General features: G+C 64.6%; 33 protein-coding genes. 8 read left to right on the top strand and 25 right to left on the bottom strand.

Annotated elements, in window-relative coordinates; translation table 11 throughout:
• Positions 1-140: 140 nt before the first annotated feature.
• Both AC0KVN_RS17295 and AC0KVN_RS17300 read left to right on the top strand, forming a co-directional pair.
• The gene (locus AC0KVN_RS17295; RefSeq protein WP_004209412.1) at positions 141-1,025 is read left to right on the top strand and encodes a LysR substrate-binding domain-containing protein; all 885 of its coding nucleotides are present in this window, start codon (positions 141-143) and stop codon (positions 1,023-1,025) included.
• A 92-nt stretch (positions 1,026-1,117) separates the two neighbouring features.
• Entirely contained in the window at positions 1,118-2,275 is a 1,158-nt protein-coding gene (locus tag AC0KVN_RS17300; protein WP_004209411.1) for a GGDEF domain-containing protein, read from the top strand.
• Between the two features lie 21 nt (positions 2,276-2,296).
• Here AC0KVN_RS17300 and AC0KVN_RS17305 read toward each other — a convergent pair whose 3' ends face one another.
• Positions 2,297-2,968, bottom strand: a complete 672-nt coding sequence (locus AC0KVN_RS17305; protein WP_004209410.1) for a glutathione S-transferase family protein — start codon at positions 2,966-2,968, stop codon at positions 2,297-2,299.
• A gap of 152 nt (positions 2,969-3,120) precedes the next feature.
• Here AC0KVN_RS17305 and acs point away from each other — a divergent pair, with 152 nt between their 5' ends.
• On the top strand, positions 3,121-5,064 hold the full coding sequence (acs, locus tag AC0KVN_RS17310) for an acetate--CoA ligase (RefSeq protein ID WP_435568188.1): 1,944 nt from the start codon (positions 3,121-3,123) through the stop codon (positions 5,062-5,064).
• 118 nt (positions 5,065-5,182) lie between these two features.
• Positions 5,183-5,695, top strand: coding sequence for a cytochrome b (locus AC0KVN_RS17315; protein WP_313393426.1), 513 nt, complete (start codon positions 5,183-5,185; stop codon positions 5,693-5,695).
• A 123-nt stretch (positions 5,696-5,818) separates the two neighbouring features.
• Here the strand turns inward: AC0KVN_RS17315 and AC0KVN_RS17320 are convergent, their stop codons facing one another.
• The gene (locus AC0KVN_RS17320) at positions 5,819-7,027 is read right to left on the bottom strand and encodes a UbiH/UbiF/VisC/COQ6 family ubiquinone biosynthesis hydroxylase (RefSeq protein ID WP_435568218.1); all 1,209 of its coding nucleotides are present in this window, start codon (positions 7,025-7,027) and stop codon (positions 5,819-5,821) included.
• A 124-nt stretch (positions 7,028-7,151) separates the two neighbouring features.
• Positions 7,152-8,243 (bottom strand): branched-chain amino acid aminotransferase, encoded by a 1,092-nt coding sequence (locus tag AC0KVN_RS17325; protein ID WP_010335497.1) that lies wholly within the window; start codon positions 8,241-8,243, stop codon positions 7,152-7,154.
• 154 nt (positions 8,244-8,397) lie between these two features.
• On the opposite strand from AC0KVN_RS17325, the gene AC0KVN_RS17330 reads away from it, so the two are divergent.
• A complete protein-coding gene (locus AC0KVN_RS17330) occupies positions 8,398-9,423 on the top strand; it encodes a threonine aldolase family protein (RefSeq protein WP_435568189.1) in 1,026 nt (341 codons plus the stop codon).
• Positions 9,413-10,333, top strand: a complete 921-nt coding sequence (locus tag AC0KVN_RS17335) for a DMT family transporter (RefSeq protein ID WP_435568190.1) — start codon at positions 9,413-9,415, stop codon at positions 10,331-10,333. The genes AC0KVN_RS17330 and AC0KVN_RS17335 overlap by 11 nt, the downstream gene beginning before the upstream one ends.
• Positions 10,334-10,397: 64 nt before the next feature.
• Here AC0KVN_RS17335 and AC0KVN_RS17340 read toward each other — a convergent pair whose 3' ends face one another.
• From AC0KVN_RS17340 to AC0KVN_RS17395, 12 genes are all read right to left on the bottom strand, one after another.
• Positions 10,398-10,556 carry a hypothetical protein gene (locus AC0KVN_RS17340; RefSeq protein ID WP_004209402.1) on the bottom strand — a complete coding sequence of 53 codons (159 nt, stop codon included), beginning with the start codon at positions 10,554-10,556 and terminating at the stop codon, positions 10,398-10,400.
• Between the two features lie 77 nt (positions 10,557-10,633).
• Entirely contained in the window at positions 10,634-11,449 is an 816-nt protein-coding gene (locus AC0KVN_RS17345; protein WP_435568191.1) for a Rossmann-fold NAD(P)-binding domain-containing protein, read from the bottom strand.
• A gap of 23 nt (positions 11,450-11,472) precedes the next feature.
• Positions 11,473-11,835, bottom strand: coding sequence for a HesB/IscA family protein (locus tag AC0KVN_RS17350; protein ID WP_017503694.1), 363 nt, complete (start codon positions 11,833-11,835; stop codon positions 11,473-11,475).
• Positions 11,835-12,296, bottom strand: coding sequence for an SUF system Fe-S cluster assembly protein (locus AC0KVN_RS17355; protein ID WP_010335502.1), 462 nt, complete (start codon positions 12,294-12,296; stop codon positions 11,835-11,837). Before AC0KVN_RS17355 ends, AC0KVN_RS17350 begins: the two co-directional genes overlap by 1 nt.
• The gene (locus AC0KVN_RS17360) at positions 12,293-13,513 is read right to left on the bottom strand and encodes an aminotransferase class V-fold PLP-dependent enzyme (RefSeq protein ID WP_435568192.1); all 1,221 of its coding nucleotides are present in this window, start codon (positions 13,511-13,513) and stop codon (positions 12,293-12,295) included. The genes AC0KVN_RS17355 and AC0KVN_RS17360 overlap by 4 nt, the downstream gene beginning before the upstream one ends.
• A complete protein-coding gene (locus AC0KVN_RS17365; RefSeq protein WP_017500996.1) occupies positions 13,510-14,262 on the bottom strand; it encodes a SufD family Fe-S cluster assembly protein in 753 nt (250 codons plus the stop codon). Before AC0KVN_RS17365 ends, AC0KVN_RS17360 begins: the two co-directional genes overlap by 4 nt.
• The gene (gene sufC, locus AC0KVN_RS17370; protein WP_435568193.1) at positions 14,259-15,005 is read right to left on the bottom strand and encodes a Fe-S cluster assembly ATPase SufC; all 747 of its coding nucleotides are present in this window, start codon (positions 15,003-15,005) and stop codon (positions 14,259-14,261) included. Before sufC ends, AC0KVN_RS17365 begins: the two co-directional genes overlap by 4 nt.
• A 6-nt stretch (positions 15,006-15,011) precedes the next feature.
• Positions 15,012-15,467 (bottom strand): hypothetical protein, encoded by a 456-nt coding sequence (locus AC0KVN_RS17375; RefSeq protein ID WP_037508097.1) that lies wholly within the window; start codon positions 15,465-15,467, stop codon positions 15,012-15,014.
• On the bottom strand, positions 15,464-15,973 hold the full coding sequence (locus AC0KVN_RS17380; protein ID WP_435568194.1) for an endonuclease domain-containing protein: 510 nt from the start codon (positions 15,971-15,973) through the stop codon (positions 15,464-15,466). Before AC0KVN_RS17380 ends, AC0KVN_RS17375 begins: the two co-directional genes overlap by 4 nt.
• Complete coding sequence (gene sufB, locus AC0KVN_RS17385) at positions 15,970-17,454, bottom strand: Fe-S cluster assembly protein SufB (RefSeq protein WP_010339231.1); 1,485 nt, start codon at positions 17,452-17,454, stop codon at positions 15,970-15,972. Before sufB ends, AC0KVN_RS17380 begins: the two co-directional genes overlap by 4 nt.
• Complete coding sequence (locus AC0KVN_RS17390; protein ID WP_004209390.1) at positions 17,451-17,861, bottom strand: RrF2 family transcriptional regulator; 411 nt, start codon at positions 17,859-17,861, stop codon at positions 17,451-17,453. The genes sufB and AC0KVN_RS17390 overlap by 4 nt, the downstream gene beginning before the upstream one ends.
• Positions 17,862-18,107: 246 nt before the next feature.
• Positions 18,108-19,052, bottom strand: coding sequence for a helix-turn-helix domain-containing protein (locus AC0KVN_RS17395; protein WP_010339232.1), 945 nt, complete (start codon positions 19,050-19,052; stop codon positions 18,108-18,110).
• A gap of 345 nt (positions 19,053-19,397) precedes the next feature.
• Here AC0KVN_RS17395 and AC0KVN_RS17400 point away from each other — a divergent pair, with 345 nt between their 5' ends.
• Together AC0KVN_RS17400 and ggt are read left to right on the top strand one after the other, a co-directional pair.
• On the top strand, positions 19,398-20,450 hold the full coding sequence (locus AC0KVN_RS17400) for a quinone-dependent dihydroorotate dehydrogenase (protein ID WP_435568195.1): 1,053 nt from the start codon (positions 19,398-19,400) through the stop codon (positions 20,448-20,450).
• Between the two features lie 70 nt (positions 20,451-20,520).
• Complete coding sequence (gene ggt, locus AC0KVN_RS17405) at positions 20,521-22,230, top strand: gamma-glutamyltransferase (protein ID WP_483656226.1); 1,710 nt, start codon at positions 20,521-20,523, stop codon at positions 22,228-22,230.
• A 46-nt stretch (positions 22,231-22,276) separates the two neighbouring features.
• On the opposite strand, the gene AC0KVN_RS17410 is transcribed toward ggt, so the two are convergent.
• The 10 genes from AC0KVN_RS17410 to AC0KVN_RS17455 all read right to left on the bottom strand — a co-directional run bounded on the left by AC0KVN_RS17410 (position 22,277) and on the right by AC0KVN_RS17455 (position 26,103).
• Positions 22,277-22,774, bottom strand: coding sequence for a hypothetical protein (locus tag AC0KVN_RS17410; RefSeq protein WP_161734174.1), 498 nt, complete (start codon positions 22,772-22,774; stop codon positions 22,277-22,279).
• Between the two features lie 51 nt (positions 22,775-22,825).
• Positions 22,826-23,260, bottom strand: a complete 435-nt coding sequence (locus AC0KVN_RS17415; RefSeq protein WP_037519416.1) for a SufE family protein — start codon at positions 23,258-23,260, stop codon at positions 22,826-22,828.
• Positions 23,261-23,307: 47 nt separating this feature from the next.
• On the bottom strand, positions 23,308-23,541 hold the full coding sequence (locus tag AC0KVN_RS17420; protein WP_010339237.1) for a hypothetical protein: 234 nt from the start codon (positions 23,539-23,541) through the stop codon (positions 23,308-23,310).
• A 28-nt stretch (positions 23,542-23,569) separates the two neighbouring features.
• Positions 23,570-23,821, bottom strand: a complete 252-nt coding sequence (locus tag AC0KVN_RS17425; RefSeq protein ID WP_007708693.1) for a hypothetical protein — start codon at positions 23,819-23,821, stop codon at positions 23,570-23,572.
• Positions 23,822-23,850: 29 nt separating this feature from the next.
• Positions 23,851-24,162, bottom strand: coding sequence for a hypothetical protein (locus tag AC0KVN_RS17430; protein WP_037508090.1), 312 nt, complete (start codon positions 24,160-24,162; stop codon positions 23,851-23,853).
• 28 nt (positions 24,163-24,190) lie between these two features.
• On the bottom strand, positions 24,191-24,481 hold the full coding sequence (locus AC0KVN_RS17435) for a hypothetical protein (RefSeq protein ID WP_004209379.1): 291 nt from the start codon (positions 24,479-24,481) through the stop codon (positions 24,191-24,193).
• Positions 24,482-24,523: 42 nt separating this feature from the next.
• The gene (gene pspC, locus AC0KVN_RS17440) at positions 24,524-24,904 is read right to left on the bottom strand and encodes an envelope stress response membrane protein PspC (protein ID WP_004209378.1); all 381 of its coding nucleotides are present in this window, start codon (positions 24,902-24,904) and stop codon (positions 24,524-24,526) included.
• Between the two features lies 1 nt (position 24,905).
• Positions 24,906-25,172: an envelope stress response membrane protein PspB gene (gene pspB / locus AC0KVN_RS17445; protein ID WP_004209376.1), complete on the bottom strand. Its 267-nt coding sequence runs from the start codon at positions 25,170-25,172 to the stop codon at positions 24,906-24,908.
• Between the two features lie 4 nt (positions 25,173-25,176).
• Entirely contained in the window at positions 25,177-25,845 is a 669-nt protein-coding gene (gene pspA / locus AC0KVN_RS17450; protein WP_004209375.1) for a phage shock protein PspA, read from the bottom strand.
• 84 nt (positions 25,846-25,929) lie between these two features.
• A complete protein-coding gene (locus AC0KVN_RS17455; RefSeq protein WP_007708701.1) occupies positions 25,930-26,103 on the bottom strand; it encodes a hypothetical protein in 174 nt (57 codons plus the stop codon).
• Between the last annotated feature and the right edge of the window lie 146 nt (positions 26,104-26,249).

Raw genomic sequence — 26,249 nt, forward strand, 5'->3', positions numbered from 1 at the left:
GGTGGTTGCAATTTTTGCATCTTGCCATTTGCCGCGTTTTCCTGCTCATTGCAGGTCAGGATGCTTGAACCGGGGAAGCGCGCCGTTCGATAATGACAGATGATGCGACGCAGCGGACCGGCTTATAGAATTTGACGATTATGCGCAGATTGCCGCCTCTTACGGCCCTGGAGGCCTTTGTTCAGGTTGCCCGCCTTGGCTCGGTCAAGGCGGCTGCCGAGGAACTCGCTTTGTCGACGCCGGCACTCAGCCGCCGCGTCCAGGCGCTGGAGCGGTTCATCGGACGCCCATTGTTCGACCGCAAGCATCAGGCGCTGGAGATCAATTCCGAAGGCCAGCGGCTACTTGACGACATCGCCCCGGCGCTGGATTCGCTCAGCCAGGCGCTGGAGAATATCCAGAGCGGCGGCAACCAGTTGCGCCTGCGCCTGGCGGTGATGCCGCTGTTCGCGACGCAGCGCCTTTTCCCGCATCTGGGCCGGCTGCGCCAGCAGCACCCGCAGCTGCATATCGACATCGAGACGACGCCCCATGCGGTCGCACGGCTTGGCGAAGGGCTGGATGCGGCGATCGTGCTGGCCAGCAAGGATATCGACCCGGCGCTCTATGCCTATGAGCTGGACCATGAGCAGGTCTATCTGATCGGCCGGCGCGAGATGGTGGAAGGCCCCAATGCGCTGGCGTCGCCCAGCGAACTGGCGCAACAGACGATCCTGCTGCATCGCGACATGGCCCTTTCCTTCGACGCCTGGAAGGACGTGGCGGGCATTCCCGACCTGCAGCCGCTGGCGATCGACAATTATGATTCCGGCCAGCTGATGCTGGAAGCCGCTGCCCAGGGACTGGGCGTGGCGGTCATGCATGCCAGCCATTTCGAACAGTCGGGCGACCCCCGGCTGATCCGGCTGTTCCCCAATATACGCTGCGACAGCCCCTATCGCTATTATTTCGTCTGTCGCCCGCGCGCGTTGCAGACCCGGTCGGTGCGCATCTTCCGCGACTGGCTGGTGGCGGCAAATATCTGAACCCGCGAAGAAAAAGCGGCATGGATTGAAATCCCTGCCACTTTTGACAAGTGCCCCCTTAACCTTGATCGGGCGCCTCCGTTATAAGCGGCATGACTGGGGCATCCACATCCACCGCCGGCTCGCACCATGGGCTGACCGACCGCCTTTCCCGCTGGGCCCGTGGCCTGTCCGGCAAGCCGGACGAACCGCAGGTGGAAAGTGAGCCGCGCGCGCGCGCCGGCAGTGCCGCCAGTCGCGAGATTAATCGCCGTCGTCGCCTCTATGAGGAGATCGGCGAATTTCTATTCGCCCATGATCTGGACCTGACGCCGCTTAATTTCGGCGTGGCGCTCGACTATCTGACCGGCGCCAGCATCGGCGTGGAAAAGGCGGTGCAGGCAGTGCTGATGGAGCGCGGCAAGATCAGCAATGCCTGGATGGAATCGCTCGCCGCCAGCCAGCGCGCGGACGAGGTGACGCCCGACGCGCTCGCCTCCATGCTCGACAAGGTCGAGGAAAATCTGGACGAATTTACCGGACTGATGACCGAATCCCGCAATTCGGCCAAGGATTATGGCGCGGCATTGCAGGAACAGGCCAAGGGTCTGGCCGCCGGCGCCGACAATGAGCCGATCCTGGCACGGCTGGTCAGCCTGACCCGGTCGATGGTGGAAAAGACCCGCCAGGTCGAAACCCAGCTGCGCGAGAACCAGAAGCAGACCCAGGCGCTGAAATCGAGCCTGGAGACCGCGCGTCGCGCCGCCGAGCATGACCATCTGACCGGCCTGCCCAATCGCCGCGCCTTCGAAGGCGTGCTGCGCGAGGAACTGAAGCTGGCGAAGGAAGGCGACGAGCAATTGTCGGTCGCCTTCTGCGACATCGATCATTTCAAGCTGGTCAACGACACCCATGGCCATGAGACCGGCGATCGGGTGCTAAAATTCGTCGCCGGGCTGCTGGCCAAGGCGTCCGATGACCGCTGCCATGTCGCCCGTCATGGCGGCGAGGAGTTCGTCATGCTGTTTCGCGGCAAGACGGCGGCCGAGACCTGCGAGGCGGTCGACGCGGTGCGCGAGGATCTGGCCAATCGTAGCCTGGTCAACCGCACCAATGGCGAGCGGATGGAGCGGGTGAGCTTTTCCGCCGGCGTCGCCAATGTCCTGGCCTATGACGACCCGCGCGCGGCGCTGAAGGCCGCCGACCGGGCGCTCTACCTGGCCAAGGAGCATGGCCGCAACCGCGTCTATCTGGCGGCCGAGGCGGACTAGGCCGCTTCGTGCCCGTACCCTTTAGAAATCGGGCTTTTCATAATGCGTCGGCGGGGTGATGACTTCCATCCGTTCGGACAAGAGCGGGCGGAAGGAGGGGCGTGACTTGAAGCCGGCATACCAGCGCTTGACCGGCTCATGCCCGGCCCAGTCGATGCCGCCCAGATAATCCGCCACCGAAAGATGCGCTGCCGCCGCGATATCGGCAAGGCTGAGCGTACCGCCGGCCATCCAGCTGCGATGGTCGAGCAGATAGTCCATATAGTCCATATGGACGTTCGCGCGGCGCATCGCTTCGCGCAGGACGCGGGCATCGGGCGAGACGCGCTCGATCAGCCGCTTCTTCATCCGTTCATGCAGCAGCGGGCCAACGACATCGCCGTAGAAATTCTGGTCGAAAAAGGCGGTCAGGCGCCGCACTTCCGCCCGGCCCGCCGCCGTGCCGGAAATGAGCGGGAATTTTTCGACCGTTTCCTCGAAATATTCGCAGATCGCCTGGCTGTCGATCAGCGTGACGCCCTTTTCCTGATCGACGACCACCGGGGTGGTGCCGGCCGGATTGAGATCCAGAAACTCGTCGCGCATTTCCCAGGGAGATTCGCGCACCAGATCATAACCAATGCCTTTCTCGCCAAGCAGCAGACGAACCTTGCGGGAGAAGGGACAGAGCGGGAATTGGAAAAGTTGCCACATATGATCTTCTGTTAGGCCGGGGCCGCGCGCCGGGAAAGGCGCAAAAACACAGAAACGCGGCGAAACGCGCATCGCCCCTTTAAGTCGTGCTGCGCGCCTCCTACAACCTGCTGCAAGCGCATGGAATTTAGCGCACAGGAAAGGATAGCTGGATGTCTGACGATTTCTTCCCGGTTCCCTCCCAATGGGCCGCCCAGGCCCTGTTGGACCGGGAAGGCCGCGCGGCCGATTATGCACGCTCGATCGAGGACGCCGACGCCTATTGGCTGGAGCGGGCACAACGGCTGGACTGGATCACGCCGCCGACCAAGGCCGACGAAAGCAGCTTCCATGAGGCGGATTTCGGCGTCAAATGGTTCGCCGACGGTGAACTGAACGTCAGCGCCAACTGCATCGACCGGCATCTGGCCGAGCGCGGCGACCAGGTCGCCATCATCTGGGAACCCGACAGTCCCGACGCCGACGTGCGCCGCTACACCTACAAGCAGGTGCATGAAGAGGTCTGCCGCCTTGCCAATGTGCTGAAGGACGCGGGTGCGCGGAAGGGCGACCGGATCACCGTCTATATGCCGATGATCCCCGAGGCGGCCTTTGCCCTGCTCGCCTGCGCGCGGATCGGCGCGATCCACAGCGTGGTGTTCGGCGGCTTTTCGCCCGAGGCGTTGGCCGGGCGTCTGGTCGATTGCGATTCGACCATCGTCATCACCGCCGATGAAGGGCGCCGCGCGGGCAAGACCGTGCCGCTGAAGGCCAATGTCGACGCCGCACTGGCCGAAGCACCCTGCGTCAACAAGGTGATCGTCGTGCAGGCGACCGGTGGCGCGGTGCAGATGCAGGAGGGGCGCGACATCTGGCTGCATGAGGCAGCGGCGCAGGTATCGGCCGACTGCCCGCCCGAACCGATGAATGCGGAAGACCCGCTGTTCATCCTCTACACCTCAGGCTCGACCGGCAAGCCCAAGGGCGTGCTGCACACCAGCGGCGGCTATCTGCTGTGGGCCAGCCTGACGCATGAACTATGCTTCGACTATCGGCCCGGCGACATCTGGTGGTGCGCCGCCGACATCGGCTGGGTCACGGGCCACAGCTATATCGTCTACGGCCCGCTGGCGAACGGCGCGACGACCCTGATGTATGAGGGCGTGCCCAACTGGCCGACCCCGGCGCGCATCTGGGAAGTGGTCGACAAGCATCAGGTCCACACCATCTTCACCGCCCCCACGGCACTGCGCGCGCTGATGAAGGAGGGCGACGATTATGTCCATTCGACCAGCCGCGCCTCGCTGCGCGTGCTGGGCACGGTCGGCGAGCCGATCAATCCGGAAGCCTGGCGCTGGTATCATGGCGTGATCGGCGAAGGCCGCTGTCCGATCATCGACACCTGGTGGCAGACCGAGACCGGCGGCGCGATGATCGCGCCGATGCCCGGCGCCACCGACCTGAAGCCCGGCAGCGCTACCCTGCCGATGCCCGGCGTCATTCCCCAGATATTGGATGGCGACGGCGTGGTGCAGGAGGGCGCGACCGAAGGCAATCTGGTGATCGCGGGCAGCTGGCCGGGCCAGATGCGCACGGTGTGGGGCGACCATGACCGCTTCTTCCAGACCTATTTCACCACCTTCCCCGGCAAATATACCACTGGCGACGGCGCGCGGCGCGACGCCGACGGCTATTACTGGATCACCGGCCGGGTCGACGACGTCATCAACGTGTCGGGCCATCGCATGGGCACGGCCGAGGTCGAGAGCGCGCTGGTGCTGCATGAAAGCGTCGCCGAGGCGGCCGTGGTCGGCTTCCCGCACGACATCAAGGGCCAGGGCATCTATGCCTATGTCACGCTGAACGCGAACGAGGAGCCGAGCGACGACCTGCGCAAGGATCTGGTGAAATGGGTGCGGACCGAGATCGGCCCGATCGCCACGCCCGACGCGATCCAGTTCGCACCAGGCCTGCCCAAGACGCGTTCGGGCAAGATCATGCGCCGCATCCTGCGCAAGATCGCCGAGGGCGAAGTGTCCGCGCAGGCGCTGGGGGACGTTAGTACACTTGCCGATCCGTCGGTTGTGGATAATCTGGTCGCCAATCGTCAGGGATAAAAGACACGCCGGATAAGGAACTTATCGTGCCCGTGCGTATCCTTTCGACATAGCTGGGCCGTGCGGGCGGGGTAGCGCGCGCAAGGCCCAGGCGAGACTTCCGTAAAAGGAGCAGCCCATGGCCCGTTACACGTCCGTCGCCCGCCTGTTGCACTGGATCATCGCGATCCTGATCCTGGTCAATCTGTGGCTGGGCTTTGCCCATGACAGCCTGCCCAAGGACTGGAAGGTGATGCCGGTGCACAAGTCGATCGGCCTCACTGTGCTGGTGCTGACCATCCTGCGCATCGTCTGGCGGCTGGGGCACAAGCCGCCGGCGCTGCCGGCCGCGATGCCGGGCTGGGAGAAGCTGGCCGCCAACCTCACCCATTTCGCCTTCTACGCCTTCATGCTGATCGTGCCGCTGTCAGGCTGGATCATGTCGTCGGCGGGCGAGCGGCCCTTGAACTGGTTCTTCCTGTTCGACGTGCCGAAATTCGGCGTGGCCAAGGGCGATGCGATCGTCGGCATATCGCACGAGGCGCACGAGCTGATCCCCTGGCTGTGGAGCGCGCTCATCATCGTCCACATCCTGGCGGCGCTGCGCCATCATTTCATGCTGAAGGACGGGGTGCTGCGGCGGATGCTGTGATCCGTGGAAGCAGAGTCCCGCCAGCCTGCCATTCCGTCATCCCAGCGAAGGCTGGGATCTTGTGCCTTCCAGCGCGTGATCGCCCTAGACCCCAGCCTTCGCTGGGGTGACGAACATTAGCCCCTAAACCATCTCGCCGGCGAGCAGGCGCGGGAGGGCGCCGGACTGGCCGCGGGCTTCGGCCATGAAGCGGTTCTTGAGCAAGCTGGTGCGCTGCACGGCGGCAAGGCCGGCGCGGCGGACCAGCGAGGGCAGCTTGCCGGGAATGTCGAACAGGCGGACCAGGCCATCCATCGCGACGCTGGTCATCATCGTGTCGAGGCCGCGCCAGCGCTGATAGCGGGCAAGCAGCTGCGCATCGCCCGGATCGAGGCCGAGGCGCATGCCTTCGACCAAGACTTCGACCAAAGCCGCCACGTCGCGGAAGCCGAGATTGAGGCCCTGACCGGCGATCGGGTGGATGGCATGGGCGCTGTCGCCGACCAGCGCGAGGCGGGTGTCGGTGATACGCGCGGCATGATGGAAGCCGAGCGGATAGGAGGAGCGCGGGCCGGCCAGGCTGATCTCGCCCAGGAAGCCGCCGATGCGCTTCTGCATTTCGGCGAGCCAGGCCCGTTCCGACAGCTTGAGCATCGCCGGCGCCTGATCGGTAGGCACGGTCCAGACCACGGCGGACCGGGTGCCCGGCAGCATCGGCAGCAGCGCGAGCGGGCCGCCGACATAGAAGATTTCATAGGCGGTGTTGGCGTGCGGCACCTCATGGTCGATCGCGGTGACCATGGCGGTGTGCTTATATTGCCAGCGGGTGGTATTGATGCCCGCCGCCTCGCGCGTGGGGCTGTTGCGCCCTTCCGCCGCGACCAGCAATGCGCCGTGGATCGTCACGCCGTTCTGCAGCGTCAGGGTGACGCCATCGGCATTGCGATCGACATGGACGGCACGATCGGGCTGGAAGATGGTGAGGTTTTCGACCTCGGCAGCGGTCTGCGCCAGCGCGACGCGCAGGTCGCGATTGGGGAACATCGTCCCCATCACGCCATCATCCTCGTCCGGCACGAAGTCGAGCGCGCCCGGCTCCAGCCCGTCGCTGACCCAGATACGGTCGATAGGGCAGCCCTTGCCCTCCAGATGGGCGCCAACGCCGATCGCCTGGAGCATCGCGAAGCTGGTCGAGCTGATCGCCGAGACACGGCCATCGAAACCGGCAGCCGTGGCCTGCACGGGGTCGGCCGGATCGATCACGGCGCATTGCACGCCATGGCGCGAAAGAGCGATGCCCAGGGTGAGGCCAACCAGGCCCCCGCCAAGAATGACGACGTCGAAGCGTTGCATGGGCATCTGTCTAGGCGCTTGAGAGCGCTTTGAAAAGCATCGCCCCCGCTTTCAGGGTGAAAGCGGGGGCGACAAATTGTCTCAGCGTCTTTTGCGCCTACGGCGCATCGGCACCGGCTCTAAATCAGAGCGTGCGGACCCAGCCGGCCGGATCGGCCACGCTGCCGCGCTGGATGCCGGTCAGTTCGGCGCGCAGGCTTTCGGTGACCAGGCCGCCATCGCCATTGCCGACGGTGAAATCGCCGTCGGTGCTCTTGACCGTGCCAATCGCCGTGACGACGGCAGCGGTGCCGCAGGCGAATGCCTCGCGCAGCTTGCCGCTGGCGGCGTCGGCACGCCACTGGGCGAAGCTGTAGGGCTCCTCGCGCACCTCATGCCCCTTGGCGCGGGCGAGGCTGATGATCGAATTGCGGGTGATGCCGGGCAGGATGGTGCCGGTCAGCGGCGGGGTGACGATCGAACCGTCATCCATGACGAAGAAGACGTTCATGCCGCCCAGTTCCTCGACCCACTTGTTCTCGGCGGCGTCGAGGAAGACGACCTGGTCGCAACCATGCTTGATCGCTTCCTTCTGCGCGACCAGCGACGCGGCATAATTGCCGCCGCACTTGGCCGCACCGGTGCCGCCGCGCGCGGCGCGGGTATAATGTTCCGACACCCACAGGGTCACGGCCTTCTTGCCGCCCTTGAAATAGGCGCCGGCGGGCGAGGCGATGACGCAGAAAATATATTCGTTCGACGGGCGCACACCCAGGAAGGCTTCGCTGGCGAACAGGAAGGGGCGCAGATAGAGGCTGCCCTCACCCGACGGGATCCAGTCCGCGTCGATCTTCACCAGCTGTTCGACCGCTTCAAGGAACATGTCTTCCGGGATCGCCGGCATCGCCATGCGTTCGGCGGACTCGGCGAAGCGGCGTGCATTTTCCTCCGGCCGGAACATGGCGACGCTGCCGTCGGCCAGGCGATAGGCCTTCATGCCTTCGAAGATTTCTTGGGCATAATGGAGCACGGCGCAGGCGGGATCGAGCTGGAACGGCTCGCGCGGACCGACGGCGTGGCTGTGCCAACCCTGCCCCTCGGTATAGCGGATGGTGACCATATGGTCGGTGAAGAGCCGGCCGAAGCCCGGATCCTCCAGAAGTACCGCGCGCGCGTCCGCCGCCACAGCCTTGCTGCTGGGGGTAACGGTAAAGCGCGACTTCTGTTCGACGTCCATGGTGAGTCTCCTTATGCGTTGGACGGGGGCGCCTATGTCACATCCGGCCCCGCGAAACAATTGGTCATATATACTGACCAATTTTGGAATAAAGAGCCAAGGCGCCCTCGCTGGCCTCTTCCCGTCCCAGCGCGCGCCCTGTATCGCATGCGCCATGCACTTCTTTTCGGACAATGCCACCCCGATCTGCCCCCAGGTGATGGCCGCCATCGCCGGCGCGGACCATGCCGACCATGGCTATGACGGCGATGCGTGGAGCGCGCGGCTGGACGGCGCCTTTTCCGACCTGTTCGAAACGCCGGTGAAGGCGCAATGGATCGCCACCGGCACGGCGGCCAACAGCATCGCGCTCGCCTGCCTGTGCCCGCCCTATGGCGGGGTGATCTGCCATGAGGAAGCGCATATCGTCGTCGACGAATGCGGCGCGCCGGGCTTCTACACCCATGGCGCCAGCCTGATGGCGCTGCCCGGCGTCGGCGCCAAGCTGTTGCCCGATGTCGTGACGGCAAGGCTCAAGGCGATCCGTCCCGACGTGCATCAAGTGCCGGCGCGGGCGATCAGCATCACCAATGCGACCGAATATGGCATGGTCTATAGACCGGACGAAGTCGCGGCGCTGGGCGAGATCGCCAAGGCCCATGGGCTGGGCTTTCATATGGACGGCGCGCGCTTTGCCAATGCGGTGGCGCATCTGGGCTGCGCGCCGGCCGACATCACCTGGCGGGCGGGGATCGACATCCTTTCCTTCGGCTGCGTCAAGAATGGCGGCATGGTGGGCGAGGCGCTTCTGTTCTTCGGCCCCGAACGCGAGGCGCGGGCGGCGGAAGCGGCGCGCTGGCGCAAGCGGGCGGGCCATCTCTTTTCCAAGGGGCGCTACCTTGCCGCGCAGATATTGGCGATGGTCGAGGACGGACTGTGGCTGGACAATGCCCGCGCCGCCAATGGCGCGGCGCAGGCGCTGGCGCAGGCGGCGGCCGGACGGCTGATGCATCCTGTGGAGGCCAATGAGCTGTTCGTCTGGCTGACCCCGGCGGAAGCGGCGACACTGCGCGCGCAGGGCTTCGATTTCTATGACTGGGGCGAAGGCGCGGCGCGGCTGGTGACCAACTGGTCGCAGGATACGCAGAGCGTCGCGCCGCTGGCCCACGCGATCCGGGCCTTGGGGCATCATGACGCCTGACGACAGGGCGCAGGGCGGGATGGAGCGGGGCGGCATCGCCCTGCCCTTCATCCTCGTGACCCTGATCTGGAGTTCGACCTGGATCGTCATCCGCGACCAGCTGGGCAGCGTGCCCGCAAGCTGGTCGGTCTGCTATCGCTTCCTGCTGGCAGGCCTTGCGATGGCCGCGTTCGCGCGGATGCGCGGCGTGTCGCTCAATATCGGGCGGAGCGGCCTGGTCTTCGCCGCGCTGCTGGGCACGGCGCAGTTCGTGCTCAATTTCAACTTCGTCTATCGCGCCGAAGTCTATCTGACGTCCGGCGTGGTGGCGGTGGTCTATGCAATGTTGCTGATCCCCAACAGCATCCTGGCCTGGATCTTCCATCGCCAGCCGGTGAGCCGCGCCTTCATCGGCGGGTCGGTGATCGCAACGGCGGGCATCGTCATGATGCTGGTGCATGAATATCGCTTTGCCGGGATCGACCCGGACAAGGTGGTGCTGGGCGCGGCCTTTGCCTGTGCCGGGCTGATGAGCGCATCGACCGCCAACGTGATGCAGGGCATGGACATCGCCCGCCGGCTGCCGATGATCGCGGTGCTGGCCTGGGCGATGCTGATCGGCGCCGGGATCGACGCTGCCTTTGCCTGGATCACCACCGGGCCGCCGGTGATCGAGCCGCGGATCGGCTATCTGCTAGGCATAGGATGGCTGGCACTGGCGGGATCGGTCGTCACCTTCCCGCTCTATTTCGGGCTGATCCAGCGCATGGGCGCGGGTCGGGCCGCCTATACCAGCGTGCTGATCCCGGTGATCGCGATGCTGATCTCCACGGTGGTGGAGGGCTATCGCTGGAGCGGGCTGGCCGTGCCGGGCGCGCTGCTGGCGATCGCCGGGATGGTGATCGCGCTGCGGGCGAAAACTAGAGCCTGATCGCCTGAGGTGGAAGCGCTTCGCGCTTTCACCGATGGCGTGAATCAGGCTCTATTCTATGATTCTAGAGCCTGACGCCGCCGGGCTGGTAGCGCAGCTTGGCCATGTTGAGGCGGGCGATCAGGCTGCTGAGCGATTCCGGTGCGGGGGCCGCGCGATCAGGCACGGACATGGCGTTGATGCGGTCACCGAGCGTGGAAACAGTCTTGTCGATGCTGGTCATGACACACCCTTGTTGATGCGGTAATCCCGCTTTCGGCGCACGCTGGTTAACGGGGCGTAAACCATGCGACGAACCGATCAGCAAGGCTGATTTTCTTCCACAAGACAGGCCCTTAGACCTTCGGCATGGGTGGGGTAAAGAGGTTTCCAGTCAAGCAGCCGTCGTGCCCGGCCATTGGCGACGCGGCGGTTTTCGGCATAGAAGGCCAGCGCCTGGGGCGAGAGATCCGCCTGTTCCAGCGACAGCAGCGGCGGCAGCGGCTGGCCCAGCAGTTCGCAGGCCGTCGCGATCACATCATTCTGGGCGCAGGGCCTGTCATCGGCCAGATTATAAGCGCCGGGCGGGCCGTCGAAGGCGGCGATGATGCCGCCGACGATATCGTCGACATGGACGCGGCTGAATATCTGTCCGGGCAGGGCGATGCGATGCGCCTTGCCGGCCCGGACCCGATCGAGCGCGGAGCGGCCGGGACCATAGATGCCGGGCAGGCGGAAGCGACGGACATCGGGCCGCAAGGCGCCCCAGGCGAGATCGGCGCGGGCGCGGGCGGTGCGGCGCCCCTGCCCCACAGGGCTCGCCTCATCGACCCAGGCGCCGGCCGCATCGCCATAGACGCCGGTCGAGGAGAGATAGCCGACCCAGAGCGCCGGCGCGGCGGCGATCGCGGCGCCATAGCGGGTAAGGACGGGATCCTCCTCGCCCTCGGGCGGGACGGAGGAAAGGATATGGGTGGCGCCGGCGATGGCGGCGCGGACGGCCGGTTCATCATCGAAGGCGATCGCCTGGGCATCGGCGCGGCGGCGGACGCCGGTGACTTGCCAACCCTCGGCCCGCAGTCGGGCGGCGAGGCGGGAGGCGCTATAGCCCATGCCGAGGATCAGCATGTGCAGCATCGGCGCCCTCCCCTGAACTGGTATCAGACCGTGAAGCTCTCGCCGCAGCCGCAGCTGCCCTTGGCATTGGGATTGGCGAAGACGAAGCCGGCGGTGAAATCATCCTCGACCCAGTTCATGGTCGAACCGATGAGATAGAGGACCGAGGCGCCGTCGATATAGAGGACACCGCCGGGGGTCTCGATCTTCTCGTCGAACTTGGCTTCTTCGGTGACATAGTCGACCGAATAGGCAAGGCCCGAGCAGCCGCGCTTGGGGGTCGACAGCTTGACCCCGATCGCGCCTTCGGGCGCCTGCGCCATCAGTTCGGCGATGCGGCCTTCGGCGCTGGGCGTCAGCATGACGGCGGCGGGGCGAGCACGCGTCTTGGTGGTCGTCTCGGTCATCAGAGCATTCCCAGTTCGAGCTTGGCTTCGTCCGACATCTTGCCCGGATCCCATGGCGGATCCCAGACCAGGTTCACCTCGACATCGCCGACGCCGGGCACCGCGCCGACGCGCAGTTCGACTTCGCCGGGCATGGATTCGGCGACCGGGCAATGCGGCGTGGTCAGCGTCATGGTGACGACGGCATGGCCGTCGCTGGTGACGTCAACGCCGTAGATGAGGCCGAGGTCATAGATGTTGACCGGGATTTCGGGGTCGAAGATTTCCTTCAGCGCATCGATGATGCCGTCATAGAGATCGCCGCCCGGCTCACCGGCCGCGACTTCGCTGGGCTTTTGCGCCAGGAAACCGTCGAGATAGTCGCGCTGGCGCGGAGCCGCCTCCGCCTCTTCCACGCGCGCCTTGGGCGGGGTTTCCACCGCGTCGACTTCTTCCACCATGAACTTCTTTTCCTCGGTCATCCGAAGATCTTCCTTACCCGTTCAATGCCCTTGACCAGCGCATCCACGTCGCTGTCGTCGCTGTAGATGCCGAAACTGGCCCGTGCGGTCGCCTCGACGCCCAGATGCCGCATAAGCGGCTGGGCGCAATGATGGCCGGCGCGGATCGCGACACCCGTTTCGTCCAATATGGTGCCGACATCGTGCGGATGCACCCCCTCCACTTCGAAAGAAAGGATGCCGGCCGAATCTTCGGGGCCAAAGACGCGCACGCTGTTGATCTGGCTGATCGCGGCGCGAGCCTTGGCCACCATGGCGCATTCATGGGCGTGGATGGCGTCGAGGCCGATGCCCTGCACATAGTCGATCGCAGCCGACAGGCCGACGACGCCGACGATATGCGGCGTGCCTGCCTCGAACCGGGTCGGCGCGGGGGCATAGGTGGTCTTTTCGAACGTCACCTTGTCGATCATCGACCCGCCGCCCTGATAGGGGGGCATGGCGTCCAGCAGTTCCTTGCGGCCCCACAGCACACCGATGCCGGTCGGGCCGTAAAGCTTGTGCGCGGAGAAGACGTAGAAGTCGCAGTCGAGCGCCTGAACATCGACGGCGAGGCGGGGGACCGCCTGGCAGCCGTCGATCAATATCTTGGCGCCGACCATATGGGCGATGTCGGCCGCGCGGCGGCAATCGAGCACGCTGCCGAGCACATTCGACACATGGGCAAGCGCGACCATGCGGTGCTGCGGCGTGATCATCGCGCGCATCGCGTCGAGATCGATCCGGCCATCCTGCGTCAGCGGCACCACGTCTATCTGGGCGCCGACCTTTTCGGCGACGATCTGCCAGGGAACGATATTGCTGTGATGTTCGAGGGTCGACAGCAGGATGCGGTCGCCCGCCTTGAGCTGGGTGCCGGCCCAGCATTGGGCGACCAGATTGATACCCTCGGTCGCGCCGCGGACATAGACGATCTCGCTGTCCGACTGCGCACCGATGAAGCCGGCGACCTTGCGCCGGGCGGCTTCATAGGCGAGCGTCATATTGGCCGAGCGTTCATAGACGCCGCGATGCACGGTGGCATAGTCGGGGCCATAGGCGCGGGCGATCGCGTCGATCACGGCGGTCGGCTTCTGCGCGGTGGCGGCGCTGTCGAGATAATGCCAGTCGCCCCCATTCCCATCTAAAAGGCCGGGGAAATCGTCCCGCAGGCGCAGGCCTTGGGCGAGATCGGTCATACCAGCGTCCCCAGCTTGGCGAGCGCCGCCGCCTCGAACCGTTCGCGCAGATCGTCCTGCGCGACATCGTCGAACACGCCCGCGACGAAGGCTTTCAGCAGCAGCGTCTTGGCGGTCGCCGGGTCCATGCCGCGCGAGGCCATGTAGAAGAGCGCCTGCTTGTCCAGCTCGCCGACGGTCGCGCCATGGGCACATTTCACGTCGTCGGCATAGATTTCCAGTTCCGGCTTGGCGTTGGCCGTGGCGGTGCGGTCGAGCAGCATCGCCTTGATCGACTGGAAGGCGTCGGTGCGCTGGGCATCGCGGGCGACATTGATGCTGCCCAGATAATTGCCGGTGGCATGGCTGCCCAGGATCGAGCGGACGGTCTGGCCGCTGGTCGCGTCGGGCTGGGCATGGGTGACGCTGGTGATGATCTCCAGCGTCTGCTCGCCACCGCCGATGATCGCGCCGTTCAGTTCGAAATGACTGCCCTTGCCGAGCGTGACAGCGAAAGTGACACGTCCCAGCTTGCCGCCAATGTTGAGCAGATGGAAATCGAACCGGGCACCGTCAGCGATATCAATGACATAGTCGTGCACAGCGGTCGCGCCATCGGCCGCATCCTGCAGCAGATGGTCATGCGCGCTTTCGCCCTCCGCCACCGTGATCCGGGTCGCGGCCGGCACCGGCCAGACGGCGGCAAGTGCGTCAAGATCGCTGTAACGCCAGGCTTCATCCTTGCGCGTGGGGAGAGCGAGGAGGGTCACGCCGCGATCACCTCGGCATAGCCTTCGCTTTCGAGCTGCAGCGCCAGTTCGGGGCCGCCCGACTTGACGATCCGGCCAGCGGCCAGGACATGGACGAAGTCCGGCTTCACATAGTCGAGCAGGCGCTGATAATGGGTGATCAGCAGCACCGCCTTGTCGGGCTTGCGCATGATCGCGTTGATGCCCGCGCCGACGGTCTTGAGCGCGTCGATGTCGAGGCCCGAGTCGGTTTCGTCGAGGATGGCAAGCTTGGGATCGAGGATGCCCATCTGCACCATTTCGGCGCGCTTCTTCTCACCACCGGAAAAGCCGACATTCACCGGACGCTTGAGCATCTCCATGTCGAGGCCGAGCAGGCCGGCCTTTTCCTTGGCCAGCTTGATGAACTCGCCGCCGTTCAGTTCCTTCTCGCCGCGCGCGCGGCGCTGCGAATTGAGGCTTTCGCGCAGGAACTGCAGGTTGGAGACGCCGGGGATCTCGACCGGATATTGGAAGCCCAGGAACAGGCCGGCAGCGGCGCGCTCATGCGGGTCTTTTTCGAACAGGTCTTCGCCTTCGAAGGTCGCGGTGCCGCCGGTCACGTCATAGTTGGGGCGGCCGCCCAGCGTGTAGGCGAGGGTCGACTTGCCGGCGCCGTTCGGCCCCATGATCGCGTGGATTTCGCCCGCATTGATCTGGAGCGAGAGTCCCTTGAGGATCGCCTTGCCGTCGATTTCGTTGGTGAGATTGTCGATCGTCAGCATCTTGTCTTAGTCCTTATGCGCGCGCTGGAGCGTCCGCGCGGTCCAGAAGGCCATGTCGCGCACGTCGCCCGGCGCGGGGAAGAGCGTGTCGATATGGCGCTTGATCGGCATATAGGGCCACCAGTCGGCGTCCGGTTCCGGCGCGCCCTTTTCCAGCAGCGCGACGACGAATTCGCTGACCGGTCCCATGCGGGCGAGGTTGGGCGCCTTCGCCTTGTGGAAGGCCTTGTCGCTCCGCAGCTTCTCGGTCATCGCGACGTCGCCCTTTTCCAGCGCATCGCGGCATTCGGCCTGATAGGCGTCGAGATCGCCGAAATCCTTGGCGGCGCGGGCGGCAAGCTCGCCCTCTTCCAGCTCATAATCCTCGGTCAGGATCCGGATCGCGGCGGTCCATGCCTGGCCATTGCCGACATCCTCCGCGAAATCGGCGAGGGCATCCTGGATATCGTCTTCGTCGCTCATTGATCGCTCGTCTTTTCGTTGATCTGAAAAAGCCCCTCGCCTTCAGGGGAGGGGTTGGGGTGGGGGCTAGCCCAACGATCCGGCGCCTGATCCAGCGCGCCAAGGATCGCAGCACAAACCCCTTCGATATTCTGCATCACCGCATCATTGGCGATCCGGATGATATGGTAACCCTGCTGTTGCAGCGCCTGATCGCGCGCCACATCGGAACCCGCAACATGGGTGTCTCCATCGACTTCCACGATCAGCGCCTTTTGCGGGCAGAGGAAGTCTACGATGAAAGGGCCGATCACAGATTGGCGGCGGAATTTATGGCCACCGATCTGGGAGCGGGACAATCTCGCCCATAGGCGCTTTTCCGGCTCGGTCGGCTCATGACGCATTTCGCGCGCGAAGCCCTGCAACTGGCCGAGACGACCAGCCGAGAGCCCCCACCCCCGGCCCCTCCCCTGAAGGGGAGGGGAGTTTAGGCGGCGGGCCTGATCCAGGGATGTCTGATCGATCAACCGACCGAACCTTCCAGGCTGATGCCCAGCAGCTTCTGCGCTTCCACCGCGAATTCCATCGGCAGTTGTTGCAGCACTTCCTTAGCGAAGCCGTTGACGATCAGGCTGACCGCGCTTTCCTGATCCAGGCCGCGCTGCATCGCGTAGAAAAGCTGGTCGTCGCTGATCTTGCTGGTGGTCGCCTCATGCTCGATCTGGGCGCTGGGATTGCGCACCTCGATATAGGGCACGGTGTGGGCGCCGCACTGGTCGCCCAGCAGCAGGCTGTCGCACTGGGTGAAGTTGCGCACACCTTCGGCGCTTGGGCTCACGCGGACGAGGCCGCGATAGGTGTTGTTGGACCGGCCGGCCGAGATACCCTTCGACACGATGGTCGAGCGGCTGCCCTTGCCATTGTGGATCATCTTGGTGCCGGTGTCGGCCTGCTGCAGATTGTTGGTGAGCGCGACCGAGTAGAATTCGCCGACGCTATTCTCGCCGTTCAGCACGCAGGACGGATATTTCCAGGTAATGGCGGATCCGGTTTCGACTTGGGTCCAAGACACCTTGCTGTTGCGGCCCTGACAGAGCGCGCGCTTGGTCACGAAATTATAGATGCCGCCCTTGCCATTCTCGTCACCGGGATACCAGTTCTGGACGGTGCTATACTTGATCTCCGCATCGTCGAGCGCGACCAGTTCCACCACGGCGGCGTGGAGCTGATTTTCATCGCGCATCGGCGCGGTGCAGCCTTCGAGATAGGAGACATAGGCGCCATCATCCGCGACGATCAGCGTGCGCTCAAACTGGCCGGTATTTTCCGCATTGATGCGGAAATAGGTCGACAGCTCCATCGGGCAGCGAACGCCCTTAGGAATGTAGACGAAGGTGCCGTCGGAAAAGACCGCGCAGTTCAAGGTGGCGAAATAATTGTCGTGCATCGGCACGACCTTGCCCAGCCACTTCTTTACGAGGTCGGGGAATTCGCGCACCGCCTCGCTGATCGAGCGGAAGATGACGCCCGCTTCCTCCAGCTCCTTGCGGAAGGTGGTGGCGACCGAGACCGAGTCGAACACGGCGTCGACCGCGATCTTGCGGCTGCCCTTCACGCCGGCGAGCATTTCCTGCTCGGCGATGGGGATACCCAGCTTCTGATAGGTGGCCAGGATTTCGGGATCGACCTGATCCAGTGAATCCAGTTCCACCTTCTTCTTGGGCTCGGCGTAATAATAGGCGTCCTGATAGTCGATCGGCGGGACGTTGAGCTTGGCCCAGTCCGGCGCTTCCATCTTCTGCCACATGGCAAAGGCCTTCAGGCGCCAGTCGAGCAGCCATTGCGGCTCGTTCTTCTTGGCCGAGATGAAGCGGACCGTATCCTCGTTCAGGCCCTTGGGCGCGAAATCCTGCTCGATGGCCGACGACCAGCCATGCTCATAGGTGGAGGCGCGCTCGGCGGCCTCCAGCGCTTCCTGATTACGGACGGTGCTCACTTCTTCAGTCATGCCATTTCTCGTGTCAGGCTGGCGATGGTCACGTTCGCGAGCGCTTCGCGGATCGCGTTGTTCGCCAGATTCATGTGCGGACGGATGCGGCAATCCTGTTCCAGATTGCAGTCATGCGCCCCCTGTTCGCTGCATGCGGTCATGGCGATGGGGCCTTCGACCGCCTCCACCACGTCCGCCAGGGTGATCGTCGCGGGCGGGCGCGACAGACGCACGCCGCCACCGGTGCCCCGGCTCGATTCGAGCAGACCCGCCGCCGACAGCCGGCTCACCAGCTTCTGCGCGGTGGGCAGCGGGATGCCGGTTTCGGCGCTGAGCGTGGTCGCGTTCATCTTCGCCGCACCGCAGTGGCGGGCGGCGGCAGACATCAGCACGACGGCATAATCGGCAAAGCTCGATAATTTCATGCGTGTTGCGAACCATTCTCAAATCGGATCGAATCAATCCGATTGGGCATGTGGTCCCACTCGCCCCCGGAATCAAGGCATTTCTCCTACCTTGGGAGTCTGTTTGGAAAATGCGCGAAAGAGCGCATTTTCAGAGCCGCACCGGCCCACACCCCCACCCGACCTCCCAGACATGATACCCTGATGGGCGGCCGGGTGGGGGTGTGGGCCGGTACGGATACGCCAAAGGCGCATTCCAAATAGCGATCAGCTCAGCCGGTTGAGCACCGCGACATCGCCGCCCAGCGTGCGTCGGAGCAGGGTCAGCTGAACCACGGCGGTTGGCTCGGTCTGGAGCTGGTGCGGGGTCATGCCGATGAAATGCTTGATCTCGCGAATGAAATGCGACTGGTCGTAGAAACTGCCATCGTCGCACAGGGCCTGCCAGCTTTCATGGTCGAGCGCGATCCGCGCGCTGCAGCGCAGGGCGCGATATTTGCGGGCGAGCAGCTTGGGCGGGGCGCCATAGAGCTTGTTGGTGATGCGGGCGAGTTGGCGCGGCGACAATTCGGTCATCTCGCTCAGCACCTCGATCCGGGGCGAGCCTTCGCCGATCAGCCAGCTGTCGATCGCCCGCAGGATCGCCCAGGTCGCTTCGGGCAGCGGCTTGATCCGTTCGGCGAGGAAGGACCAGGTGAGCGCGGCCATGGCGTCGCCATCCTCCATGCGCTGCAACTGGGCGAGCAGATCGAGAAAGCCGTCATCCCGCTCCGCCGCCAGATCGCACAGGCCATCGGCCAGCTTGTCGGCGTCGCCGCCATGCAGCGCCAGCCAGCCGGCCGGCAGCAGCGACACGCCCAGCAACCGGGTCGGCGCATCCAGTTCGAAGCGGGTCGCCCCCTGCGTAGGGCCGATCAGGCCTACGGCGGGGGGCCGCTGCACCGAGCCATCCTGGAAATGATAGCGCCCATCGCCCCGCAGCATAAGCCGCAGTTGCGCGACATCGGCGCGGGTGACGTCGGCATAATGGTCGGCCGCCACGGAAAATATGTAGAGCGAGCCGAAATAGGGCCGGACCTTTTCCGGCGGGGTGAAATAGCGCAAGCGGACCGGGCCCTGTTCGGCATCCACCGAATAGGACAATGGCCCGCGATTATCCGGCACCACCCCCCGCGCCGCACTCAGCGGCAGATCCCAATGTTGCGGCCCCATAGTTTCACCCCAGTGGCGGCATTATGAGCGCGGCCAACGACCGTGCAAGAGCCATGACGTCACCATGACGATTTTTCGCCACAGCGTTGCAACAAAAAAATGACCCGGCAGCTTTCACTGCCGGGTCAGGAAAAGGTCTCATCAGCCAAAATGGCCTAGAGCCTTCGGGTCGCAAGACGGCTTTAAGCCCGAATCGGTGGAAGATTATTGGACAGATCGGACATCTGACGACCGAAAAGGATCGCATTCATGACGTTTTCTGTCATGAAATGACGCAAGGGAATATGTTGTTGCAATAACGCAACACGACTCGACCTGCGCAGGCGCCGCTGGCATAGCGCGGCCATGTCCTATCGCCTGATCCGTCCGCTCTTCTTCGCGCTCGATGCCGAGCGCGCCCATAATCTGTCGATCGCACTGCTGCGGATGATGCCGACCCCGGCCCCGCTGAAGGCCGACCCGATGCTGGCGCAGACGGTGGCGGGAATCGCCTTTCCCAATCCGGTGGGTCTGGCGGCAGGTTATGACAAGGACGGCCGGGTCGCGCACAAGATGCATGGACTGGGCTTCGGCTTTGCCGAACTGGGGACGCTGACGCCGCTGGCACAACCGGGCAATCCCCAGCCGCGCCTGTTCAGACTGGTCGAGGACAAGGCAGTGATCAATCGCTTCGGCTTCAACAATGGCGGCCAGGGCGCCGCCGCCGACCGCATCGCCCGCTATCGCCGGCCGGTAGGCGAAGGACCGGTGATCGGCATCAATATCGGCGCGAACAAGGAAGCGACGGCGGCCGGGCGCGCCAATGCCGATTATGCCACCGGCGTTACCTGCATGGCGCCGCTGGCCGATTATCTGACCGTCAATATCTCGTCGCCCAACACGCCGGGGCTGCGCGCGCTGCAGGGCCGGGCGGCGCTGGACGATCTGCTGGGCGCGGTGATGGCGGCACGGCCCGAAGGCGGCCCGCCGATCTTCCTGAAGGTCGCGCCGGACCTGGAGCCGGCCGATATCGAGGATATTGCCGCCGCCTGCATCGACCATCGGATCGACGCGCTGATCGTGTCGAACACCACCATCACCCGTCCGGCGATGCAATCGCCCCATGCAGGCGAGACCGGCGGCCTGTCGGGCGCGCCGCTCACCGACCTGTCGCTGGGCAAGCTCAAGGATTTCCGCCGGCTGCTGGGCGACCGATTGCCGCTGATCGGCGTGGGTGGCATCGCCAATGCGGAGCAGGCCTATGCCCGCATCCGCGCCGGTGCCTCGCTGGTGCAGGTCTATAGCGCGCTGGTCTATGAAGGCCCCTATCTCGCCAGGCGGATCAATGATGGCCTGAAGGCGCTGATGGCGCGCGATGGGGTGCGGCATATCGGCGAGGTGGTGGGGATCGACGCCTGATCCGTCCTTCCCGGACATGATCGAAACAAGACGGGTTGCGAAACGAAATGCGAGCTTTAGGGTGCCGGCCATGACCTCCCGCCTGACCGGCCTGCTGGCCCCCTTCGCCCTGATTGCCCCCCTTGCCCTGGCGCCCGTAACCGCCCTGGCGCGCGAGCCGGTGGCCTTGAATGCCACCGTATCTGCCGCCGATCCGCGCGCGGCGGCGGCGGGGCAGGAAATATTGCGCAAGGGCGGCAGCGCCACCGACGCCGCGATCGCGATGATGCTGGCGCTGAACGTGGTCGAGCCGCACAATAGCGGCATCGGCGGCGGCGGCTTCCTGATGCATCATGATGGCGCGAGCGGCGTGCTGGAATCGATCGACGGGCGCGAGACCGCCCCGGCCGCCGCCCGGCCCGACCGCTTCATGGGCCCCGACGGCAAGCCGCTGCCCTTCGTCCAGGCCTGGCCGGGCGGCTATTCGGTCGGCGTGCCGGGCAATCTGCGCATGGCGTGGGAAGCCCACAAGAAATGGGGCAAGCTGCCCTGGGCCGACCTGTTCCAGCCGGCGATCCGGCTGGCCGACGACGGCTTCCAGCTGGGCGAGCGCACCGCCACGGCGCTGAAGGCGTTGCAGAATATCTGGGCCGATTTCCCCGAAATCCGCAGCTATTACTGGATCGACGGACAATTGCCGGCGGTCGGCACGACATTGAAGAACCCGCCGCTCGCCGCCCTGTTCAAGCGGATCGCGGCCGAAGGGCCAGACGCCTTCTATCTGGGCGAGAATGCGCAGGCGATCGCCAAAGCGGTCACCAATGCGCCCAAGAACCCGGTGCCGATGACGACCCAGGATCTGGCCAATTACCAGGTCAAGGACCGCAAACCGGTATGCGGCCATTATCGCGTCTATACGGTGTGCGGCATGGGGCCGGCGTCGGCCGGCGGCATCACCGTGCTGCAGGTGCTGGGCATGGTCGAGCGCTTCCCGCTGGCGCAGTGGGGCAAGGATGATCCGCGCTCCTGGCACGTCATCGGCGAAGCGATGCAACTGGCCTATGCCGACCGTGACACCTGGCTGGGCGACCCCGAGTTCGTGAACGTGCCGATCGCCGGGCTGATCGATCCCGCTTATTTGAAGCAGCGGTCGGGCGAGATCCGGCTGAACAAGGCGCTCACTGCCTACAAGCCCGGTCTGCCCGCCGGGGCGCAGCCGCGCACCAGCGCCCTGCCCCAACCGGAAAGCGGCACCAGCCATTTCGTCGCGGTGGACCGCAATGGCGACATCGCGGCCTGGACATCGACGATCGAGAGCTTCTTCGGCAGCCAGCTGGTCGCCAATGGCGTGGTGCTGAACAATGAGCTGACCGATTTCAGCTTCACGCCCGAGAAGAATGGCGCGCCGGTCGCCAACCGGGTGGAACCGGGCAAGCGGCCGCTGTCATCCATGTCGCCGACGATCGTCTATGACGACAAGGGTATGCCGATCTTCACCGTTGGTGCCGCCGGCGGCAAGACCATCATCATGCAGGTCGCCAAGGCGCTGATCGCCCATTTCGACTGGGGCCTGTCGGCGCAGGATTCGATCGCGCTGGGGCTGGAATTCTTCAATGGCGAGGGGCTGGTGCTGGAACAGGGCACGTCGCTGGAGGCGATGAAGGGACCGCTGGAGAAACTGGGCCACCGCGTCACCATTTCGCGCCTGGGCCTCAAGGCCAATGCCGCCGAGCGCACCGCCGACGGCCACTGGATTGGCGCCGCCGACCCGCGCAGCCCCGGCGTGTCGTTGCAGGAATAAGGCAGGCGGTCATGGCGAGCGCAGCGTCGCGCTCGCCAGTCGCGCATCAGGCGCCCTTCTTGAGGTCGAGCCCGGCGACGTTGAATTCGAACGGAAAGCGCTGGTCTTTCGGGCCGACGGCAAGATCGACCTTCAGGCTCCTGGCCTTGGCGATCGCCTCATAGGCGTTCTGAGAGGGCATGATCTCGATCCCGTCCTTCGCTTCGGTCATGCGGCCCTTCCAGCGATGGGCCTTGCCATCGTCGGTGGTGGCATCGACCGCGCAGTCGGACAGGTCGCACTGGAAGGGCGCGCCGACCAGCTTCACCGTCACCGTCTTTTCGCCATTGGACATGGGCTGGACCATCAGCACCGAGAAGGTGTCGGCGGCGGTCATGGTCTGCACGCTGTTGGCGCTGCCGATATAGGCGACCTTCTGGCTGGCGCCGGCGGTTTCATATTTCCAGACCTGGCCGATCTGGTCGCGCTGGGTCGGTTCCTTCTTGTCCCCGCCCGAACAGGCGGCCAGCAGGCCGAGCATGGCGAGGGGCATGATATGGCGCATTGTCGCATTCTCCTTGTCAGGCAAGAACGCGGGGATGCGCGGGAGTTTCCGTCAGGCGTAGCGGGCAGCGGTCTCGCGGATCAGGGCTATCATGTTGGGAATGCCCTGGGTGCGGTTGGAACTGAGCTGGTTTTTGAGGTCGAAGGGCGCCAGCGCGCCTTCGATATCGGTCGCGCCGATCTGTGCCGGGGCGCGGTCCTGCACGGTCAGCAGCACCAGCGCGATGATCCCCTTGGTGATGGCGGCATTGCTGTCGGCAAGGAAATGGAGCCGGCCATCGTCGAGCACCGTGGGATAGACCCAGACCGCCGCCGAACAGCCCCGCACCAGCGTCGTGTCAGTCTTGAGCGCGTCGGGCATATCCTCCAGCCCCCGGCCCAGATCGATCAACAGGCGATAGCGATCATCGGCGTCGAGAAATTCATATTCTTCCTGGAGGTCGGCCAGAACGGGCATCGGGGCGGGCTGATCGGTCATGCCGCCCATATAGGGGGAAAAGCGGTGCGGGAAAGCCGCTTTTCCCCGCCGGCGGATCAGAGATCGACGCCGGCGGCGATGGCTTCGAGCTTGCGGATGCGTTCCTTGAGGTCGGCGACCTCGATCCGGGCGGCGGCCGAGGGTGGGGCGGCTTCCTCGCTGCGGCGGCTCAGTTCCGCCCGCTTGAGGTCGAGCCAGCCGTTCCAGCCGCGCAGCGACGCGAAGGCGACGATGGTGAGGCCGGCGAGGCCGGCGGTGGCCATGGTGAGGTAGAAGAGGGGATCCTGCATGATGTCCTCCCTGTGTCCTTTGCCGCGATCAGTCGCGGTCCTTGAGCTTCTCGAATTCGCGCTCCAGCGCGGTCGAACTGTCGGTGGCGAGCCGTTCCAGCACGGCGACCCGGTCCTTGAGCGCCTTCACTTCGGCGCGGAGGCGTTCAGCCTCCGGATCGGGACCGCGCTGGATGAAATCCTCGCCCTTGTGGCGGCGCACGACACCATATTTGGCGCGGACGACGCTGGCGATGGCGGTGATCGCGACGATGGCGACGACCATTTCAAACGGATTCATATCTGTCCTCCCTTGGGCGCGCGGGGCGATCAGTTCGCCGGGCCGCGCAGCCGCTCGATTTCGCGATTGAGCTGATGGCTTTCATCGGTGACGATCCGCTCGACCACGGCGAGCCGGTCCTTCATCGAGCCGATTTCGGCGCGCAGCTGGGCATTTTCCTGGCTGATCAGCTTGATTCGCTCGACCAGTTCCTCATTCTTCTGCGGATAGACCGCCTTGCCCCAGCTATTTTCCAGCGGGTAGCCGTGCCGGATGCGAAGCCAGGTGGTAAAAACCCAACCCGCGACACCCAGCGATCCGACGATGACCGCAGCAGGCGCAAGAACTTCAACTGGAACCATGATCTTTACTCCCCTTGCCTGGTCAGCGTCAGCGCAGCGCGTCGATATCGCGCGCGGTCCGGGCGGCGGGATCGGTGGCGATCCGTTCGAGGACTGCGATGCGTTCTTCGAGGCGGCTGATGCGGCCAGTCAGCTTTTCGTTTTCACTTGAAAGAAGGTCGATTTTTCGACCGGCGTCGGGATCTGTTCGATGAACGGTGCCCGTCCATTCATTTTCAACCGGATAACCATGGCGGGCACGGACCCAGGTGGTGAACATCCAGCCCAGCGTCGACATGGCGATGATGGCCAGAACGAAGGTCGGTCCTGCGAAATTCATGGCCTTAACTCCCCGTTATTGCTGCCCTGTCCTGGCTATGCTTCAGCGCAGGCTGTCGATCTCGTCGGCGAGGCGCGTGTTGCGGCTGGTATAATAGACCTCGATGTCGGCGAGGCGGCGGTCGATGTCGCGGAACTTGGAGCGGACGTCGCGGGTGGAGCGCGCCGGGTTGGTGCGCACGCCCTGCCAGAATTTCTCGTCGTCCCGATCCGAATAGAGGCCCTGGGGCTTGGCATCGGCGAAATAGGCGGCGGCGAAATAGGCGATCAGCGTCCAGGGGAAGGCGCCCATGAGGGTCACCAGCACCGCGCCGACCCGAACCCAGACCACGTCGATCCCGGTATAGTCGGCGATGCCGGAGCACACGCCCATCCACTTGCCATTCTGCTTGTCGAGATAGAATTTGGTGCGGCGGGCGCTCATGTCAGTTCCTCCGGTCGAAGTCGTAATTATCGTCCTGTGCCGGACGTTGCGGGCGGAAGTCGGGATTGTCGGCTGCGACGATCCGTTCGACCGTCTGCAGCCTGTCTTCGAGACGGCGGGCGAGCAGGTGGAGTTCGTCCAGCAGCCGCTCATCCTCGTCGGTGATCTTGGGCGCCTGCTTCCACTTGGTGACATAGTGGAAGATCAGCCAGGGCATGCCGATGAACAGCATGCCGCAGACCATGATAGGCAAGAAGACGTCTTCCATGGGATCAGGCTCCCTTGTTCATGCTGGCCTTGAGCGCGGCGAGATCGGCATCGACCTTGTCGGCCGACTTCAGTTCCGCGATTTCCTCTTCCAGCGTCTTGGGCTGCGCGCCCAGACCCATGGCATCGGCGCGGCCTTCGGCCATATCGACGCGGCGTTCGAGCATGTCGAAGCGGGCAAAGGCTTCATTGACCTTCTCGCCGGCATAGGCTTCGCGCACCCGCAGGCGGTTCTGCGCGCTTTCCATGCGGCTGACCAGGCTGTTCTGGCGAGCACGCGCCTCGCGCAGCTTGCCCTGCAGCTTGGCGATATCCTCTTCCGACGCCTTCAGCGCCTCGTCCAGCACCTCGATCTCGTGGGAGAGATGCTCGGCCATGTCGGCAGCCTTCTGGCGTTCGACCAGAGCAGCCTTGGCAAGATCCTCGCGGTCCTTGCTGAGGGCGAGCTGTGCCTTTTCGGTCCAGCCGTCCTGCAAAGCCTGCAGCTTGCCGATGTGGCGACGCATTTCCTTCTGATCGGCGATCGTGCGAGCGGCGGACGCGCGCACCTCGACCAGCGTCTCCTCCATTTCGAGGATGATCATGCGGATCATCTTCGCCGGGTCTTCGGCCTTGTCGAGCAGGTCGGTGACATTGGCGGCGATGATGTCTCGGGTGCGGGAGAAAATACCCATTTTAACGGTGCTCCTGGTCTTCTCTTCAAGGGGGCCGGGGCGGACGAGAGGGGGCATTTCCGCCCCGGCCTGGGTCGTGCGGCCTTACGCCAGATAGCGCAGGGTCGCGGGGGTATCCTGGGTCGCGAGGACCGGGGCTTCGCTGGCGCGGGCCGGGCCGACCGCCGAAAGGATCATGGTCGATCCGAACAGGACGGCGGCAATGGCGACCGACATCAGCTGACCGATTTCGCGAACGCTGTTGCTGTTCTTTTCCATCTTCAACACTCCTTGAACCTGGCCTTCTAAAGGTGCCGCCTGTCTGTGCAGCGGCTTCGTTCCCAACATTGCAGAGGCCGTGCCAATTTTCGAAAAGCGCAGAAAACAGCCATTTTCTGATGATTTGGCACGGCTGCGCAAAGATT

This window comes from Sphingobium sp. SG1 (assembly GCF_057063145.1).

Excerpts from the sequence above, each read along its gene's own strand:
- AC0KVN_RS17305 (WP_004209410.1), bottom strand. The coding sequence starts at position 2,968 with ATGTGGCAACTTTTCCAATTCCCGCTCTGTCCCTTCTCCCGCAAGGTT.
- AC0KVN_RS17355 (WP_010335502.1), bottom strand. The coding sequence starts at position 12,296 with ATGACCGAGGAAAAGAAGTTCATGGTGGAAGAAGTCGACGCGGTGGAA.
- AC0KVN_RS17375 (WP_037508097.1), bottom strand. The coding sequence starts at position 15,467 with ATGAGCGACGAAGACGATATCCAGGATGCCCTCGCCGATTTCGCGGAG.
- acs (WP_435568188.1), top strand. The coding sequence starts at position 3,121 with ATGTCTGACGATTTCTTCCCGGTTCCCTCCCAATGGGCCGCCCAGGCC.
- AC0KVN_RS17345 (WP_435568191.1), bottom strand. The coding sequence starts at position 11,449 with ATGCTGCACATGCTGATCCTCGGCATGGGCTATAGCGCCTCCCGCCTC.
- AC0KVN_RS17320 (WP_435568218.1), bottom strand. The coding sequence starts at position 7,027 with ATGCAACGCTTCGACGTCGTCATTCTTGGCGGGGGCCTGGTTGGCCTC.
- pspB (WP_004209376.1), bottom strand. The coding sequence starts at position 25,172 with ATGGAAGACGTCTTCTTGCCTATCATGGTCTGCGGCATGCTGTTCATC.
- ggt (WP_483656226.1), top strand. The coding sequence starts at position 20,521 with ATGACCTCCCGCCTGACCGGCCTGCTGGCCCCCTTCGCCCTGATTGCC.
- AC0KVN_RS17395 (WP_010339232.1), bottom strand. The coding sequence starts at position 19,052 with ATGGGGCCGCAACATTGGGATCTGCCGCTGAGTGCGGCGCGGGGGGTG.
- sufB (WP_010339231.1), bottom strand. The coding sequence starts at position 17,454 with ATGACTGAAGAAGTGAGCACCGTCCGTAATCAGGAAGCGCTGGAGGCC.
- AC0KVN_RS17340 (WP_004209402.1), bottom strand. The coding sequence starts at position 10,556 with ATGACCAGCATCGACAAGACTGTTTCCACGCTCGGTGACCGCATCAAC.
- AC0KVN_RS17390 (WP_004209390.1), bottom strand. The coding sequence starts at position 17,861 with ATGAAATTATCGAGCTTTGCCGATTATGCCGTCGTGCTGATGTCTGCC.
- AC0KVN_RS17350 (WP_017503694.1), bottom strand. The coding sequence starts at position 11,835 with ATGACCGAGACGACCACCAAGACGCGTGCTCGCCCCGCCGCCGTCATG.
- AC0KVN_RS17410 (WP_161734174.1), bottom strand. The coding sequence starts at position 22,774 with ATGCGCCATATCATGCCCCTCGCCATGCTCGGCCTGCTGGCCGCCTGT.
- AC0KVN_RS17425 (WP_007708693.1), bottom strand. The coding sequence starts at position 23,821 with ATGAATCCGTTTGAAATGGTCGTCGCCATCGTCGCGATCACCGCCATC.
- AC0KVN_RS17360 (WP_435568192.1), bottom strand. The coding sequence starts at position 13,513 with ATGACCGATCTCGCCCAAGGCCTGCGCCTGCGGGACGATTTCCCCGGC.
- AC0KVN_RS17335 (WP_435568190.1), top strand. The coding sequence starts at position 9,413 with ATGACGCCTGACGACAGGGCGCAGGGCGGGATGGAGCGGGGCGGCATC.
- sufC (WP_435568193.1), bottom strand. The coding sequence starts at position 15,005 with ATGCTGACGATCGACAATCTCACCAACGAAATCGACGGCAAGGCGATC.
- AC0KVN_RS17315 (WP_313393426.1), top strand. The coding sequence starts at position 5,183 with ATGGCCCGTTACACGTCCGTCGCCCGCCTGTTGCACTGGATCATCGCG.
- AC0KVN_RS17455 (WP_007708701.1), bottom strand. The coding sequence starts at position 26,103 with ATGGAAAAGAACAGCAACAGCGTTCGCGAAATCGGTCAGCTGATGTCG.
- pspC (WP_004209378.1), bottom strand. The coding sequence starts at position 24,904 with ATGAGCGCCCGCCGCACCAAATTCTATCTCGACAAGCAGAATGGCAAG.
- AC0KVN_RS17330 (WP_435568189.1), top strand. The coding sequence starts at position 8,398 with ATGCACTTCTTTTCGGACAATGCCACCCCGATCTGCCCCCAGGTGATG.
- AC0KVN_RS17420 (WP_010339237.1), bottom strand. The coding sequence starts at position 23,541 with ATGCAGGATCCCCTCTTCTACCTCACCATGGCCACCGCCGGCCTCGCC.
- AC0KVN_RS17300 (WP_004209411.1), top strand. The coding sequence starts at position 1,118 with ATGACTGGGGCATCCACATCCACCGCCGGCTCGCACCATGGGCTGACC.
- AC0KVN_RS17295 (WP_004209412.1), top strand. The coding sequence starts at position 141 with ATGCGCAGATTGCCGCCTCTTACGGCCCTGGAGGCCTTTGTTCAGGTT.
- AC0KVN_RS17435 (WP_004209379.1), bottom strand. The coding sequence starts at position 24,481 with ATGAATTTCGCAGGACCGACCTTCGTTCTGGCCATCATCGCCATGTCG.
- AC0KVN_RS17325 (WP_010335497.1), bottom strand. The coding sequence starts at position 8,243 with ATGGACGTCGAACAGAAGTCGCGCTTTACCGTTACCCCCAGCAGCAAG.
- AC0KVN_RS17415 (WP_037519416.1), bottom strand. The coding sequence starts at position 23,260 with ATGGGCGGCATGACCGATCAGCCCGCCCCGATGCCCGTTCTGGCCGAC.
- AC0KVN_RS17430 (WP_037508090.1), bottom strand. The coding sequence starts at position 24,162 with ATGGTTCCAGTTGAAGTTCTTGCGCCTGCTGCGGTCATCGTCGGATCG.
- pspA (WP_004209375.1), bottom strand. The coding sequence starts at position 25,845 with ATGGGTATTTTCTCCCGCACCCGAGACATCATCGCCGCCAATGTCACC.
- AC0KVN_RS17400 (WP_435568195.1), top strand. The coding sequence starts at position 19,398 with ATGTCCTATCGCCTGATCCGTCCGCTCTTCTTCGCGCTCGATGCCGAG.